At 67.9% G+C, this 16,457-nt stretch carries 12 protein-coding genes; 7 read left to right on the plus strand and 5 right to left on the minus strand.

Annotated features, from left to right (window positions below; genetic code table 11):
• Positions 1-271: 271 nt before the first annotated feature.
• Positions 272-2,614 (minus strand): xanthine dehydrogenase molybdopterin binding subunit, encoded by a 2,343-nt coding sequence (xdhB, locus tag AC1DYI_RS11540; protein ID WP_477204253.1) that lies wholly within the window; start codon positions 2,612-2,614, stop codon positions 272-274.
• 5 nt (positions 2,615-2,619) lie between these two features.
• On the minus strand, positions 2,620-4,104 hold the full coding sequence (gene xdhA / locus AC1DYI_RS11545; protein WP_477204254.1) for a xanthine dehydrogenase small subunit: 1,485 nt from the start codon (positions 4,102-4,104) through the stop codon (positions 2,620-2,622).
• Between the two features lie 71 nt (positions 4,105-4,175).
• Here xdhA and AC1DYI_RS11550 point away from each other — a divergent pair, with 71 nt between their 5' ends.
• The 7 genes from AC1DYI_RS11550 (at position 4,176) to AC1DYI_RS11580 (ending at position 12,259) form a co-directional block, all read left to right on the plus strand.
• A complete protein-coding gene (locus tag AC1DYI_RS11550) occupies positions 4,176-4,961 on the plus strand; it encodes a LysR family transcriptional regulator (protein ID WP_477204255.1) in 786 nt (261 codons plus the stop codon).
• Between the two features lie 190 nt (positions 4,962-5,151).
• Positions 5,152-6,483 (plus strand): guanine deaminase, encoded by a 1,332-nt coding sequence (gene guaD / locus AC1DYI_RS11555; RefSeq protein WP_477204256.1) that lies wholly within the window; start codon positions 5,152-5,154, stop codon positions 6,481-6,483.
• Positions 6,483-8,015, plus strand: a complete 1,533-nt coding sequence (locus tag AC1DYI_RS11560) for an ABC transporter ATP-binding protein (protein WP_477204257.1) — start codon at positions 6,483-6,485, stop codon at positions 8,013-8,015. Before guaD ends, AC1DYI_RS11560 begins: the two co-directional genes overlap by 1 nt.
• Positions 8,002-9,078, plus strand: coding sequence for an ABC transporter permease (locus AC1DYI_RS11565; RefSeq protein WP_477204258.1), 1,077 nt, complete (start codon positions 8,002-8,004; stop codon positions 9,076-9,078). The genes AC1DYI_RS11560 and AC1DYI_RS11565 overlap by 14 nt, the downstream gene beginning before the upstream one ends.
• Complete coding sequence (locus tag AC1DYI_RS11570; protein WP_477204259.1) at positions 9,075-9,995, plus strand: ABC transporter permease; 921 nt, start codon at positions 9,075-9,077, stop codon at positions 9,993-9,995. Before AC1DYI_RS11565 ends, AC1DYI_RS11570 begins: the two co-directional genes overlap by 4 nt.
• A 55-nt stretch (positions 9,996-10,050) precedes the next feature.
• A complete protein-coding gene (locus tag AC1DYI_RS11575) occupies positions 10,051-11,196 on the plus strand; it encodes a BMP family ABC transporter substrate-binding protein (RefSeq protein ID WP_477204260.1) in 1,146 nt (381 codons plus the stop codon).
• 169 nt (positions 11,197-11,365) lie between these two features.
• Positions 11,366-12,259, plus strand: a complete 894-nt coding sequence (locus tag AC1DYI_RS11580) for a hypothetical protein (RefSeq protein WP_477204261.1) — start codon at positions 11,366-11,368, stop codon at positions 12,257-12,259.
• A 9-nt stretch (positions 12,260-12,268) separates the two neighbouring features.
• On the opposite strand, the gene AC1DYI_RS11585 is transcribed toward AC1DYI_RS11580, so the two are convergent.
• The 3 genes from AC1DYI_RS11585 to AC1DYI_RS11595 all read right to left on the minus strand — a co-directional run.
• A complete protein-coding gene (locus tag AC1DYI_RS11585; RefSeq protein WP_477204262.1) occupies positions 12,269-13,558 on the minus strand; it encodes a sensor histidine kinase in 1,290 nt (429 codons plus the stop codon).
• A 6-nt stretch (positions 13,559-13,564) separates the two neighbouring features.
• A complete protein-coding gene (locus tag AC1DYI_RS11590) occupies positions 13,565-14,782 on the minus strand; it encodes an FIST signal transduction protein (RefSeq protein WP_477204263.1) in 1,218 nt (405 codons plus the stop codon).
• Positions 14,779-16,457: putative bifunctional diguanylate cyclase/phosphodiesterase (locus tag AC1DYI_RS11595; protein WP_477204264.1), on the minus strand; the 1,679-nt coding region annotated here is incomplete at its 5' end. The genes AC1DYI_RS11590 and AC1DYI_RS11595, both read right to left, overlap by 4 nt.

The following is a 16,457-nucleotide window of genomic DNA, read 5'->3' on the forward strand; positions in this document are numbered from 1 at the left end:
GTGTCTTGCCTGCGCGTGCCATGTCACGGGCGGTGCTTGCAGGGTGGTGGTGGTGCCTCCGGGCGCAGGCCCCATTCGCGGTCGCCACCACGCTGCTGTGGCACCACGATGTTGACGCGACTGTCGGTCGCGTGGCGCGACCGTGCCCCGCGAGCGTGGGCCGGAGAACGGGGGCACCGACGCCGCCCTGCCGCCGCGACCGCTGCAGGTCAGCGCGTGGACAGGCGCCAACGGACCCATGGCAGATGCCCGCTGCTTTGCCGCTGTCATCTCATGCACTGCGAACCGCGCGCACAGCGCGTAGCAAAGCTTCCGGTGTCGCCGGCGCCGAAAGCGGCGGTTGGCAACCCGGTGCGCCGCAGGCTGCAGCGGCATCACGCAAAGCAAGGAACACCGAGAACGCCAGCAGCAACGGTGGCTCACCGACTGCCTTGCTGCGATGGATGCTGTCTTCGGCGTTGCGGTTGGCGAACAGTCGCGTCGTAAACGCATCGGGCACGTCGTTCGCGGTCGGGATCTTGTAGGTCGATGGGGCGTGGGTCAGCAACGCGCCGGTCTGCGGGTGCCAGACCAGCTCCTCGGTCGTCAGCCAACCCATGCCCTGCACGAAGGCGCCTTCGATCTGGCCGATGTCGATGGCCGGGTTCAGCGAAGCGCCGACGTCGTGCAACAGATCGGCGCGTGTCAGCTTCCATTCGCCGGTCAGGTTGTCCAGCAGCACCTCGCTGACGGCGGCACCGTAGGCGAAGTAGTAGAACGGCCGGCCAGTCAACGTGGCGCGGTCCCAGTGCAGGCCCGGCGTCGCATAGAAGCCGTCGGACCACAGCTGCACGCGGGCTTGGTAAGCCTTCAGCACCAATGCGTCGAAATGGATCGCGGCGCCGCTGGGCGCGACGACCTCTGCGTTGGTGAAGTGCAGCTGGTCGGCGGGCGCACCCAACGTGTCGGCCGCCAGCGCGGCGAGCCGGTCGCGGATCTTGCGTGCTGCGTCCTGCGCGGCCTTGCCGTTCAGGTCTGAGCCTGTCGACGCGGCGGTGGCCGAGGTGTTGGCGACCTTGCTGGTGTCGGCCGCTGTGCAGCGCACGCGCGCCAGCGGCAAGCCCAACTCGTGCGCCACCACCTGCGCGACCTTGGTGTTCAGGCCCTGGCCCATCTCGGTGCCGCCGTGGTTCACGAGAACCGAGCCGTCGGTGTAGACATGCACCAGCGCGCCGGCTTGGTTGAAGTGGTTGACGTTGAATGAGATGCCGAACTTCACCGGCGTCATCGCGAGGCCCTTCTTCAGCACTGGGCTGGCGGCGTTGAATGCCGCGATGGCCGCGCGCCGTGCCGCATAGTCGGCGCTTGTTCCCAGTTCGTCGACCAGCGGCGCAATGACGTTGTCGGTGACAGCTTGACGATAGGGCGTGACGTTGCGCTCGTCGGTGCCATACCAGTTCGCCCGCCGCACCTCCAACGGGTCGCGGCCCAGGTGGCGCGCAATCGTGTCCAGCACGATCTCGGTCACCAGCGCACCCTGCGGCCCGCCGAAGCCGCGGAACGCCGTGTTGCTCTGTGTATTGGTGCGCGGCAGGTAGCCGTGGATCGCGACCTCGGGTAGCCAGTAGGCGTTGTCGACGTGGCAGATCGCGCGGGTCATCACCGGCGGCGACAGATCCGCTGAATGACCGGCATGGCCGAGCAGCGTGAGTTCGTAGCCGAGCACTCGGCCCTCGTCGTCGAAGCCCACTTCCCAATCGAACTCGAAGCCGTGGYGGCGGCCGGTGACCATGAAGTCGTCGTCGCGGTCTGGCCGCAGCTTCACTGGACGGTTCAGCTTCTTCGCGGCCAGCGCCGCGACGCAAGCAAATAGCGCTGACTGCGACTCCTTGCCGCCAAAGCCCCCGCCCATGCGCCGGCACTCGACCAGAACCTGGTTCGCACTCAGTTCGAGCGAATGCGCGACGACGGCCTGCATCTCACTCGGGTGCTGCGTTGAGCAATGCACCTTCAGCCCGCCGTCGTCTTGAGGCAACGCGTAGGCGATCTGGCCTTCGAGGTAGAACTGTTCCTGGCCGCCGAGCGAGAACTGGCCGGTCAAACGGTGTGGCGCCGTGGCGATGGCGCGCTTCACGCCCGCTTCGCCGTCGCCGGATTGGCTGCGCGCCAGGTGCATCGGCGGCACCACGTAGTCCTGCTTGGCATGCGCCTCGCGCACCGTCAGCACCGCGGGCAGCGGCTCGATGCGCAACACCTGCTTCGCCTTCGCGGCGGCACGGCGCGCGGCTTCGCGGTCGTTTGCGATCACTGCGAACACCGGCTGGCCGAGGTAGCGCAACACGCCATCGGCCAGGATCGGGTCGTCGTGCACGATCGGCCCGCAGTCGTTGTGGCCGGGGATGTCGACGGCAGTGAACACGGCGACCACGCCGGGTTCGCGCTTCAGTGCGTCGACATCAATCGCGATCAAGCGCCCATGCGCCACGGGAGACAGGCCCAGCGCGCAATGCAGGGTGCCGGCCAGTTCGGGCAGGTCGTCGACATAGGCGGCGCGGCCCGTCACATGCAGCGTGGCCGATTCGTGCGGCAGTGCCGAGCCGACGACCGGTGCGCCAGCAGTTCGGGGTGGGGTCATTTCCATCAGGCGAACACTCGCAGTTCGTGCAGCGCCAGCGGTTGCGAGGGCCGCGTGCTCAGCCACAGCCGCTCCAGCAACGCGGCGGCGGCCTGGCGCCGGTAGTCGGCGCTGGCGCGCAAGTCGGTCAGCGGTTGGAAGTCGGTGGTCAGCGCTTTCTGCGCCGCGCGCAAGGTGGCTTCGATCCATGGCTGGCCCACGATTGCAGCCTCTGTGGCAGCCGCTCGCTTGACGATCGCCGCCATGCCACCGAAGGCCAGCCGCGCTTCGGCCACACGTTCGCCATCGAGCCTGATCGCAAAGCCGGCGCTGACCGCCGAGATGTCGCAGTCGAAGCGCTTGGACAGCTTGTGCGCCTGCACCTGCCAACCGGGCACAGGCAGCGGAACCGACACGGCCTCGACGAACTCGCCGCGGGCCAGTTGGTTCTTAATGTAGTCGACGTAGAAGTCCTGCAGCGGCAGCTCGCGCGCGGTCGTGCCCTTGCGCAAGGTCAGCGTCGCACCGAGCGCGATCAGCACCGGCGCGGTGTCGCCGATCGGCGAACCGTTGGCCAGGTTGCCGACCAGCGTGCCGGCGTGGCGCACCGGCGGGCCGGCGAAACGACGGTGCATTTCGCTCAAGCCCGGCCAGCGTTGCACCAGCGCGGCCCAGCCGTCTTCCAGCGTTACCGCGGCGCCGATGCGCAGCGTGGCGCCATCGTTGTCGATCGTGCGCAACTCGGCCACGTCGCCGAGGTAGATCAGCTGCGGCAGTGCGCGGAACTGTTTGTTGACCCACAGGCCGATGTCGGTCGCGCCGGCCAGCAGCGTGGCGTCGGGCTGCTGCTCGCGCTGCGTGGCCAGCTCGGCCAGCGAGCGCGGCGCATTGAAGCCGCCGATCGATGGCGCCGGCTCGTCGCGTAGCGCTCGCAACTGGTCGGCCAGGGCTTCCAGCGGCAGACGTGGGCCGGGCAGGGTGTTCATCGCCTCGCCGGCATCGAGGATCGGCCGGTAGCCGGTGCAGCGGCACAGGTTGCCGCTCAACTCATCGGCTAGCTCAGGCCGTGTCGGCTTGCTGCCTGCTTCGGCATGGCGTTCATGGCACAGCGCCAGCGACATCGCGAATCCCGGGGTGCAGAAACCGCATTGCGAGCCGTGGCAGTCGACCAGCGCGCGCTGCGCGGGGTGCAGCTCGTCGCCCTGGGACAGGTCTTCGACAGTCAGCAGCGCCTTGCCATGCAATGTGGGCAGGAATCGGATACAGGCGTTGACCGGTCGCAGCGCGAGACCGGCTACACGCACCGCGCGGCTCGGCTCGGGCACCTCGTCGGCCAACTCAGCGACGATCACGGTACAGGCACCGCAGTCGCCTTCAGCGCAGCCCTCCTTGCTGCCGCAAGCCCGCGCGTCTTCGCGGAGCCACTGCAGCACGCTGCGGGTCGGTTCGGGCACGGCAACGCGTACCGGCTGGCCGCGGTAGACGAACTGGATCGGGCGCGTGTCACTCATCTTTGCGAAGGTACTCCGGTCAGCGAAGTCGGGCATGTCGTCAAACACCTGAGTATCATGCGTTTTGACGTATGGCACAGCCGCCGGATTTCGCGAACATCGACCTCCACTTGGTGAAGGTGCTGTACACCGTGGTTTCTGAGCAAAGCGTTTCGCGTGCCGCCTTGCGGCTGGGCAGCGGGCAACCGTTGGTCAGTGCGCAGCTTCGGCGTCTGCGGGTGCTGACCGGCGACCCGTTGCTGGTGCGCGCCGGCGCTGGCCTGGCGCCCACCGACACCGCGTTGGCCCTGCTGGCCCCGGCCGAGCGCCTGTTGCGCGAAGCGGAAGTCCTGTTCGGCCCGGCACGCCCTGGCCGTGCGTTCGATCCGGCCCAGGCGACGCTGACGATGCGCATCGCCGCCAGCGACTACCTCGACCCGCTGTTCCTGCCCGGCGTCGTGGCCCGGCTGCAGCAGATGTCACCTCAGGCCAAGCTCGAGCTGCATCCTTTGTCGGCTGAGTTCGACTATCGGCGCAAGCTCGCCGGCGGCGAGGTTGATCTCGTAATCGGCAACTGGCTGGAGCCACCAGACGAATTGCACCTGGGCCGGCTGTCATCCGACGAAGTGGTCTGCCTGGTGGCTGCCGATCACCCGGCGGTGAAGAACCCACGCGGCTGGACGGCGGCGCGTTACCTCGACAGCGACCACATCGCACCGACGCCGCTGCACCCCGGCGCGCGCGGCGTGATCGACGAGCACCTGGCGCTGCAAGGGTTGGAGCGCCGCGTCACCGTGCGCTGCGCCCACTTCAGCCTGGCGCCGCAGATGGTGTCGCAAAGCCGGCTCGTGCTGACGACCGGGCGCCAGTTTTGCTAACGCTTCGTCGGCGGCCAAGCGCCGCTGCGCATCGTCAAGTGCCCGGTGGCCTTTCCGCCGATGGCGTATTACCAACTCTGGCACGAGCGCAGCCACGCTTCGACTGCGCAACGCTGGCTGCGCGAGCAGGTGCGTGGCGTGGCAAGCGAATTGGCTGCACCGGCCGCCACCAAAGCGAGATCATGAGCGCATGACGAGACGCTTGGCTCTGCAGGGTGACCTGCTCGATTTCATCGACGCACCGGCGCTGGACGACACCACCAGCCCGGCCGTGCGCTACCGCCCCGACCACTGGCTGCTGATCGGCGACGACGGCAGCATCGCCGGTGTGCAGGCCGTAGCACCTGACGACAGCTGGCCCCGCGAGCAACACCCTGGCCGCCTGATCCTGCCCGGCTTCATCGACACCCATGTGCACAGCGCGCAGGTCGACGTGCTGGGGGCCTACGGCACCGCCTTGCTCGACTGGCTGGAGCAGCACACCTTTCCAGCCGAATCGCGCATGGCCGATGCAGCGCATGCGGCGGCCATCTCGGCGTTGTTCCTTGACGGCCTGCTGGCTGCCGGCACGACCGCGGCGATGGTCTTCCCGACGGTGCACAAGGTTTCGGTTGACGCGCTCTTCAGCGCCGCCGAGCAGCGTGGCATGCGGCTCATCGGCGGCAAGGTCCTGATGGACCGCCATGCGCCGGACTTCCTGCGCGACGACGTGACCCAGGCCGAGCGCGACTGTGTCGACCTGATCGCGCGCTGGCACGGCCGTGGTCGCATCGCCTATGCGGTGACGCCGCGTTTTGCCCCGACCTCGACCGAAGCGCAGCTCGCGATGGCCGGTGCTCTGATGGCAGCGACACCGGGCCTGTACATGCAGACCCACGTCGCCGAGAACACCGACGAAGTTCGCTGGGTCTCGCAGCTGTTTCCGCAGGCACGCAGCTATCTCGACGTCTACCGCCACTACGGCCTGTTGGGCCCACGCGCGATGCTGGCCCACGGCATCTGGCTCGATGCCGACGACCGCGCGCTGCTCGCCACGCACGGTGCGGCGATCGCGCACTGCCCGTCGTCCAACCTGTTCCTCGGCAGCGGGCTGTTCGACTGGGCCGCAACGCGCGCAGCCGGCGCCGCGGTGACGATGGGCACCGATGTCGGCGGCGGCACCAGCCTGTCGATGCCACGCACGTTGGCCGATGCCTACAAGGTGCAGGCGATGGCCAACCGTCGCGTGACCGCCTGGGCGTTGCTGCATGCCGCGACGCGTGGCGCGGCCGAGGCATTGCACCTGGGCCACGAGATCGGCTCGCTGGAGCCTGGCGCTCAAGCCGACATCGTCGTCTGGGACCGCGCCGCCAGCCCCGTGGAAGCCCGCAGACAATCGGTGGCCCGGGACTTGCATGATGCGGTCTTCGCCTGGCTGACGCTGGGCGACGAGCGCCATGTGGTGAGCACCCGTGTCGCCGGCGTCGAGCGTTATCGACGCGGCGCTTTCTCTTCCGATCCCGCCCACAACGACCTTTGCTGATGCCGCCCGCCGCACCGTTGCGCCTCGAACTGCGAGGGATCACCAAACAGTACCCTGCCGTGCGAGCCAACGATGGCGTCTCGCTGCGCGTCGCACCCGGCCAGATCCACGCGGTGCTGGGCGAGAACGGGGCCGGCAAGTCGACGCTGATGAAGATCATCTACGGCGCCACGCAGCCCGATGCGGGCGAGGTGCTGTGGAACGGCGAGCCGGTCAAGGTGGCCAGCCCGGCAGCGGCTCGCGCGCTGGGCATCAGCATGGTCTACCAGCACTTCTCGCTGTTCGACACGCTGACCGCGGCTGAGAACGTCTGGCTCGGCTTGGGTAAACACGAGACGCTGGCGCAGGTGACCGAACGCATCCGCCAGGTCGCCGCTGGCTACGGGCTCGAAGTCGACCCGCTGCGCCCGGTGCACACGCTCAGCGTCGGCGAACGCCAGCGGGTCGAGATCGTGCGGGCGCTTCTGAGCAAACCGAGCCTGCTGATCCTCGACGAGCCGACCTCGGTGCTGACGCCGCAGGCGGTCGACAAGCTCTTCGTCACGCTGCGCCAGCTCAGCAGCGAGGGCTGCAGCATTCTCTACATCAGCCACAAGCTCGACGAGATCCGCCACCTGTGCCATCACTGCACGGTGCTGCGCGGTGGCAAGGTGACGGGCGAGGTCGATCCGACGCAAGAGACCAACGCGAGCCTGTCGCGCCTGATGATTGGCGCCGAGCCGCCGGCACTGGCGCACCGCGAGGCCCATACCGGCGCGGTGGCGCTGGACGTGAAGCACTTGAGCCTGCCGCAACTGGACCCGTTTGGCGTCAGCCTGGCCGAGGTGTCGCTGCAGGTGAAGGCGGGCGAGATCGTTGGCATCGCCGGGGTTTCGGGCAATGGCCAGCAGGAGCTGATGGCCGCGTTGTCCGGCGAAGACCGGCGTGCGCCGGCCGGCAGCGTCACGCTGTTCGGGCACGACATCGCTGCCGCGTCGCCGCGCCAGCGCCGCCAGCAGGGTTTGCATTTCGTACCCGAAGAGCGGCTGGGCCGCGGCGCCGTGCCGTCTCTGAGCCTGGCGCAGAACACGCTGCTGACGCGCACGCAGACGGTGGGCCGCGGCGGTTGGCTCAGGCTGGCCGACACGCGCGCGCTGGCAGCCGACCTGATCGCCCGCTTCAACGTCAAGGCCGGCGGTCCGGATGCGGTGGCGCGCTCGCTGTCGGGCGGCAATCTGCAGAAGTTTCTGGTCGGCCGCGAGATCGATGCCAAGCCGAAGCTGCTGATCGTCGCGCAGCCGACTTGGGGCGTGGACGTGGGCGCGGCGGCGCAGATCCGCGGCGAGCTGCTGCGCCTGCGCGACGAGGGCTGCGCGCTGCTGATCGTCAGCGAAGAGCTGGACGAGCTGTTCGAGATCAGCGACCGGCTGCTGGTGATCGCGCGGGGCCGTGTGTCGCCGCCGATCGCCACGTCGCAAGCGACGGTGGAGAAGATCGGCGAATGGATGTCGGGCCTGTGGCCGACGCAGGAGGCGGCCGATGCTGCAGCTTGAAGCGCGGCCGCAGCCGTCGAAGGCGATGTCGATCGGCTCGCCGCTGCTGGCATTGGTGATCACGGTGCTGATCGGCATTGCGCTGTTTGCCGCGCTGGGCAAAGACCCGGTTCGGGGCCTGCAGGTCTTCTTCATCGAGCCGGTGAAGAGTGCCTATGCCTTGTCCGAGCTGTCGATCAAGGCAGTGCCGCTGGTGCTGATCGCGCTCGGGCTGGCGGTTTGCTTTCGCTCGAACATCTGGAACATCGGCGCCGAGGGGCAGTTCGTGGTCGGTGCGCTGGCGGCCGGCTGGGTGGCGATGCAGGCGGGGCCGGATACCGCGTGGCTCGGCAAGGGGATCGTCGTGCCGATCTTGCTCGCCGGTGCGCTGGGCGGCATGGCCTGGGCGGCACTGGTGGCGCTGCTGCGCGACCGCTTCAACGCCAACGAGATCCTGGTCAGCCTGATGCTGGTCTACGTGGCCGACATGCTGCTGGCCTACCTGGTCTACGGGCCGTGGAAGGACCCGGCGGGCTACAACTTTCCGCAGACCATCACCTTCGACGCGACGACGAAGATCCCGCGGCTGGTGCAAGGGTTGCGAATGAACATCGGCCTGGTTGTTGCGCTGGCGGCGGTCGGCGCGTTGTGGGTGTTCCTGTTTCGCACCTACCGCGGCTTTGCGTTGCAAGTTGGCGGGCTGGCACCTGCGGCGGCGCGCTACGCCGGCTTCTCGTCGCGCCGCGCGTTGTGGACGGCGTTGCTGATGTCGGGTGGGCTGGCTGGCCTGGCCGGTGCATTGGAAGCGGCCGGGCCGCTCGGTCAGCTGACGCCGTATGTGCCGGCCGGCTACGGCTTCGCCGCGATCATCGTGGCCTTCGTTGGCCGGCTGCACCCGGTGGGCATCGTCTTCTCGGCCGTGCTGATGAGCATGTTCTACATCGGCGGCGAGCTGGCGCAGTCGCGGCTGGGTTTGCCGAAGGCGCTGACCGGTGTGTTCCAGGGCCTGCTGCTGTTTTCGCTGCTGGCCTGTGACACGCTGATCCACTACAGGGTGCGCTTCGGCAAGAGGGTGGCAGCATGAATGAATTGGCTCTGCTGCTGGCCGCCACGCTGAACGCCGGCACCGTGCTGGCGATCGCTGGTCTCGGCCTGCTGATCAACGAACGCGCCGGAATCGTCAACCTCGGTGCCGAGGGGATGATGCTGGTCGCCGCGATCGCCGGTTTTGCGACCGCGGTTCACTCGGGCTCAGACACGCTGGCCTTTGCCGCCGGCATGGGCGCCGGCGCGCTGATGGCGGCTGCCTTTGGCGTGCTCGTGATCTGGCTCAACACCAACCAGTACGCCACTGGGCTGGCGCTCAGTCTGTTCGGCGCCGGCTTCTCGGCCTTCGTCGGCATCTCGTTCACGCAGCAGCGCATCGGCACGCGGCCGCAGTTCGCCGTTCCTTTCCTGTCGGATATCCCGCTCGTCGGGCCGGCGCTGTTTCGCCAGCACCCGCTGGTCTACGGCGCGATCGCATTGGCATTCGGCCTGGCCTGGTTCCTGTACCGCTCGCGTGCCGGCCTGGTGCTACGCGCGGTTGGCGAATCGCCCGAATCGGCCCATGCGCTGGGCTACCCGGTGCGCCGCATCCGCCTGGCCGCGGTGGTGGCCGGTGGCGCGCTGTGCGGGCTGGCCGGTGCGTACATCTCGGTCATCTACACGCCGCTGTGGGTCGAGGGCATGGTCGCCGGCAAGGGCTGGATCGCGTTGGCGCTGACGACCTTCGCCACCTGGCGGCCGACGCGCGTGCTGCTCGGCGCCTACCTGTTCGGCGGCGTCACGATGCTGCAGTTCCATCTGCAGGGCGAAGGCGTGCAGATCGCCAGCCAGTGGCTGACGATGCTGCCGTACCTGTCGACCATCGTCGTGCTGGTGCTGATCTCGCGCAACCCGAACTGGATCAAAGTCAATATGCCGGCTTCACTTGGGAAGCCTTTCTTCCCCGGCAATTGACCTTCGCCGCGCCTATCATTCCGCCCGTCTTTCCCATCACCCCACGGAGCCCTTCATGACCCTCTCGAAGCGAACCCTGCTCGCCACTGCGGCGGTCGCCGCCCTTGCCGCGCTGGTGGGCTGCGGCAAGAAGGAAGAAGCGCCGGCACCCGAGGCGGCGAGCGCGGTAGCATCCGCGCCGGCCAAGCCCGAGCCGCTGAAGATCGCTTTTGCCTACGTCGGCCCGGTGGGCGACGGCGGCTGGACGTTTGCGCACGACAACGGCCGCAAGCTGCTGGAGAAGGAGTTCGGCGACAAGATCGTCACCAGCTTCGTCGAGAAGGTGCCTGAAGCCGCCGACGCCGAACGCGTCTTCAACGACATGATCGGCCAGGGTAACAAGCTGGTCTTCGGCACCACCTTCGGCTACATGGAGCCCATGTTGAAGGTCGCGGCCGACCACCCCGAGGTGAAGCTCGAGCACGCCACTGGCTACAAGACGGCGCCGAACCTGCGCACCTACGACTCGCGCACCTACGAGGGCGCCTACATGGCCGGCGTGATCGCCGGCTCGATGACCAAGACCAACACGCTGGGCGTGGTCGGCTCGATCCCGATCCCCGAGGTGATCCGCAACATCAACTCGTTCACGCTCGGCGCGCAGAGCGTGAACCCGAAGATCAAGACCAAGGTGGTCTGGGTCAACGAGTGGTTCAACCCGCCGAAGGAAACCGAGGCCGCGACCTCGCTGATCAACGGCGGCGCCGACGTGCTGATGCAGAACACCGACTCGGCCGCGGTGCTGAAGACCGCCGAAGACAAAGGCAAGCGTGCCGTCGGCTGGGACTCGGACATGTCGGCCTACGGCCCCAAGGCCCACCTCGGTTCGGCGGTCATCAACTGGGGTCCTTACTACATCAAGGCCACGCGTGATGCGCTGGAGGGCAAGTGGGCGACTGGCCAGTCCTGGTGGGGCGTCAAGGAAGGCGCGATCGATTTCGTCTCGGTCGCCGCCGACGTGCCGGCCGAAGCCAAGGCCAAGCTCGACACGGTGAAGGCCGGCCTGAAAGACGGCAGCTTCGTGATCTGGAAGGGCCCGATCGTCGACAACACCGGCAAGGAACAGCTGGCCAAGGACGTGGTCGCCGACGACAAGTTCCTCGGTGGCGTCAAGTTCTACGTCAAGGGCGTGGAAGGCAAGGTGCCGGGCGACGGCAAGTAATCCGCTGCATCAGCGCACCATTCGCGCTGTATCACTCAAGCCGCCGGGGCCCGTCCGGCGGCTTTTTTGTTTCTCTTTTGTCATCGCCTGTCATCGACATGCGTCCGCTGTGGCGCTACAACGTCGGGCCGCCACGCGGCACTAACCTTCAATTGACAGGGAGCATTCGATGACCCAACGACGACTTGACCTCAGGGTCGACACACATCGCCGCCGCCTGCTGGGCAGCGGCGCAGCGAGTTGCGCACTGGGCGCCTTGGCGGCCGTCGCCCCGTTGCCCGCATTCGCGCAGACCCGTTTCGACTCCCGCGGCCGCTACAAGCTGCTGAACGATTTCCAGTGCCCGCCTGAGGGTGACTACCTGGTGCCGTGGGATGACGTGCAGTTCCAGACCGGCAGCGACTTCAGCCTGCAGCCCGGCGGCAAGGTGCTGTTTCGCACCCACGGCCTGTACGAGCTGGTGGTCTCGGCCGACTGGCAGATGAAGACCGGGTTCGACATCGACATGCGCCAGGTCGGGCTGCGGTTGCAGCGCGCCGACCAGCCCGACGAGCCGCTGCCCCCGCACGAGCGCATCGGCTTCTTCAACACCCCCGCCTCAGACCCGCCGCGCATGGCCCGCTACCAGGGCAATTGGGCGCCGCCGGCGATCGCACCGGGCGGGACCGTCAGCACCGAGATCAAGGTCGAGCCGGCCGGTACCGTGCGGGTGGGCGACATGGCGATGGCCTCGCACATCAAGGTCGCGCCCGATGTGTTGCCAGCCGAGGTCGCCAAATCACTGATCGTGCACGCCAAGGTGATCGCCGACGACACGGTCAGCGTTTCGATTCACAACCCGTTGACGACAGGCGTGCAGGTCAGCCCCGGGTTGATGAAGGTGGTTGCGATGAGCGCGACGGCCGTGCGCGGCAATTCGGGCGACGCCTGGCAGATCTCGCACAGCGCGTCGACCGAGATTTTTCCGGGCGACCGGGTCTACACGATGATCCGCCACAAGGTGCAGGGCACGGTGCTGCAGACGACCCGCAGCACCTTTCTGCAAATAGACCGGGTGGCGTAGGCCGCCGCATCACTCGGCCGCGGCCTTGGCGTGCCGCGGCAGCACGATCTCAAAGCGCGTGCCGTTGCCCGGCTCGCTCCAGACGTGGACCGTGCCGCCGAGTACGCGGTACACCAGCTTGTAGACCAGGTACAGGCCGATGCCCGAGCCGCCCTGGCCCAGCTTGGTGGTGTAGAAAGGGTCGAAGATCTTGTCCAGCTGGCCGCTCGGGATGCCGCAGCCACTGTCAGCGAACTGCAGTGCCAGCTGGTCGTCGGCCCGCGACTGGGCCGAGATCGTGATGTGCCCTTTCAGCTGGTCGTCGAAGCCGTGTCGCAGCGCATTGCTGATCATGTTCGACAACACCTGGCCCAGCGCGCCGGGGTAGCTTTCCAGCGTCAGGTCGGCCGGAATGTCCAGCGTCACCTCGTGCTGGCCGGCGCGCAGGCTGGGGTCGAAGCTGGTCACTGCGTCCTGCACCACGTCGATGAGCGAGAAGCGCTGCAGCGGCTCGGTTCCGACATCGCCCTCGGCATGCTTGAAATGGTGGATCAGGTCGGCCGCGCGCCGCAGGTTGCGCTGGATCACGTCCATCGTCTCGCGGCACATCTGCAAGAAGGACTCGAGTTCGGCCCGTTTCAGCCGTTGCTCGGCCATGTCGGTTTCAAGGCGCTGCGCTTCGTCGCCCAGCGTAGTGCCCGACAAGAGCGCGTTGCCCAGCGGCGTGTTCATCTCGTGCGCAAAACCGGCCATCAGCGAACCGAGGCTCGCCAGCTTGCGCGAGCGCGCCAGTTCGGCGGTGCGCTCAGTCACCTTGACCTCCAGCTGCTCGTTCCACGACTCGAGCAGGGCCTTGGCTTCGGTCAACTCGTTGACCTGCTTCTGCAGCCTGCTGGTGACACGGTTGTAGTCGTCGCGCACACGGCCCAGCTCGAAGCGCAGGCGGTCGTTGTCCAGCAGCGCCACCCGCTGCGCCTCTTCGTGGGTGCAAGCGCGGTCGATCGCCGACAGCAGCCCGGCCAGCCAGGCCTGCATCTCGTCCCAATGCTCGGTGGGCATCGCCAGCAGCCACAGCAGCGGGCCGAGGGCCTGCTCCGGCGACGACAGGCAGCCGACGGTCGACGCCTCGTCGCCCCGGCGCAGCAGCACCACGCCGCGCATGCGCTGCTCGAAGTCCGGCAACACGGCGCGCAGCTCTTCCAGTGACTGGACCAGGACCACCACCGTGCCGCCCAGCAGGTGGCGCTTGCTCAACTGCACCCGCTCGAAGCCTGGCGGCGCAGGGTCGACGGTGCTGTAGAACAGGCTGGTGTGTTCCATCCCGTGTCAGCCGGCTCGGGCTTGGCCGATCAGCAGCAGCACGTAGGTCATGTTGTGGAACAGGTTGCGGGTGTAGCCGCCGTCGGCAGCCTTCAGCGGGCCGATCTCGCCGAACGACGCGAAACCGATCAGCGGCAGGTCGATGCCGAAGGTTTCCGACAGCGCCAGCGTCTCGTGGCGGATCTGCTCGCCCAGCAGCCATTTGCGGCCGTTGCAGCTGACGAAGAACGCGGCCGCCGGCTCGAAATGGCGCGAGCGCGCTTCGGCCGCGATGCGGTAGACCTCGCCGATCAGTTGCTCGGGTTCCGCCAGGCACACCCGCACGTGCTTGCCGGCGTGGATGCTGCCGTACAGCCCCAGCGAGCCCGACTCGACACTGAAATCGGGCACGATGGCGCGCAGGATCTTCTCGTCCCGGCGGTCGCTGTCGGTCACCGTCAGCGCCAGCACGCCGCGGTCGGTTTGCAGCACCTGCTTGCCCGTTTCGCGTTCGATGAAGGCCATCGCCTCCAGGCCGTCGATCTGCATCACGTTGGTGCCGCTGGCCCGGTCGACCAGGCCGGCGCTGCCGACCGGGCTCAGCGAGTTGCCGATCGAGATGTCGAAGTTCAGCGCGCCCTCGACCGCCACCATCACCACATGGTTGGTCAGGATCTGGTCGTTGCAGAACACGTAGCACTGCTGCATCTGGTTGTCGTCGGCGGCCAGTCCGCCGATCACCGGCACCGCGATCTCGTCGCGCACCACGGTTTCGATGCGGCTGGCGTCGGTGCGGAAGTCGCTGAACAGGAAGTACAGCGACGGCGCCTCGCGCTGCTGTTCCTTCAGCTGGGCCAGGCAGCGGCGCACCGCGTCTTCAGGTTCGTCCTGCACACCGGTGGCCGAGGCCACCCGAAAACGCACCGCGCCATGGCTGGTCAGCCCCAAAGCCGCGACGCCCAGGTTGGAGGCCTGCCCGGGCACGAAGTAGCCGTCGCCCGAGTTGCCGGCCACGATGACCTCGCGGTGGCCCAGCGCGTCGTACAGTCCCTCCAGCAGCTCGGGGTTGCGGGCGTGGTCCACCGCGGCGAACACCAGCACCAGTTCGGGCTGGATCTCGGCCAGCGCTGTGCCCAACTCGATGCCGGCGCGGTAGGGGTCGGAGGCCAGCGAATGGGTGGATTTGGCGGCGATGCGGCCCGGGGCATTGGGAGGGGCATCGCCCGCTTCGTTGGCTTGGCTCATGGCGGTTGCTCCGTTGGGTGCGGCCCATCCTTGGCCCGGTCGGCAGCCAGCACGCGCCGCAGCTCGTCGGCGGTCATCGGCTTGCCCCACAAATAGCCCTGCGCCTCATCGCAGCCGAACTGGCGCAGCAGTGCGGCCTGGGCCTCGGTCTCGACGCCTTCGGCCACCACCTGCAGACCCAGCTTGTGCGACAGCGCGATCACCATCTCGACCAGCCGCGTGTCGGGCTGCGGTGCGGCCAACGGGCGGATGAAGGCCTTGTCGATCTTCAGCCGGTCGACAGGCAGGCGGTCCAGGTACGACAGCGACGAATAGCCGGTGCCGAAGTCGTCGATCGCCACCGCGATCTCGCGCGACTTCAGCTCATGCAACGCGCGCTCGATTGCTGTCGACCCCATCATGGCCACCGACTCGGTGATCTCCAGCTCCAGCGCCTGGGCGGGCGCCTGGTGTTCGCGCAGCGCGCGGTCGACCGCATTGAGAAAGCCGGGGTGGCGGAACTGCACCAGCGACACGTTGACGGCCACGCGCAGCAGCGGCCAGCCTTCGGCGCGCAGCGCGTCCAGCAGGCACAGTGCCTGGTGCAGCGCCCACTCGCCCAGGTCGACGATCAGGCCCGACTGCTCGGCCACCGGGATGAAGATCTCGGGCGAGATCATCGCGTCGGCTGTGGGCCAGCGCATCAGGGCTTCAACACCGACGATGCGGTTGCTGCGAAGGTCGATCTGCGGCTGGAAGGCCATGTACAGCTCGCGCGCCTGGAAGGCATGCCGCAGGTCGGCCAGCAGCCGCGTGCGCTGGCGGCTTTCCTGCGCGATCGCTTCGGTGAAGTACATCGCCTGGCCCTGGCCGCCGGCCTTGCCGCGCTTGATCGCGATCGACGCGTCTTTCAGCAGGTCAGCCCCGGTGCCGGCGTAGCCGGTCAGGCGCACCAGCCCCATCGACGCGGACACGCGGTGTTCGGTGCCAGCCGGCGCAAACGGCGCCTCGAACAAGGGCATCAGTACCTGCGGCCGGACCAGCACCTCTTCGCCCAGCACGCCGAACACGTCACCCGCCACACGCGCGACGACGCAGCGGTCGCCCAGCGCATCCACCAGCCGGGCGGCGATGGCCTGCAGCAGGCGGTCGCCGTAGGCGTGGCCGAACATGTCGTTCGCTTCGGCGAACTCGTCGATGTCGATCAACGCCACCGCCTTGCCGGCCAGCGCCTGTCGGCTGTGCATGGACTCGATCCGCTCGATGAAAGCGACGCGGTTGGGCAGCCGCAGCAGCCGATCGGTGAAGGCATGCTCACGCAGCTCGGCCAGCAGCTCGACGTTTTCGCAGCAGATCGCGATGTTCGAGCAGAACACGTCCAGCAACTGCTCGTCGACCGGGCGCAGTGCCGTTTCGGATTCGAGGTAGACGGCAAAGGCCTGGCCCTGGCGGCCGCGAAAGCACAGGCTCATGTGGCGGGGCCCCAGCTGGCGCGCCCCGGTGTCGAAGGCCCGGCGCAGGCTGCCGGCGACGACCAGGTCGTCGATGTCGTCGAACAGCTGGTCCTGGTAAATCGCGCAGCGCCCGGCGGCGGCCACCACCTCGGTGCCCAGGCGAACGTCGTCGCCCTCGTGCCGCGCGCAGACCAGGCCCGAAGGTTCGATACCGAGCAGGGCAGCCAGCTGCACCAGCACAC

The sequence above is a fragment of the Ideonella sp. P3_A4 genome, assembly GCF_056403075.1.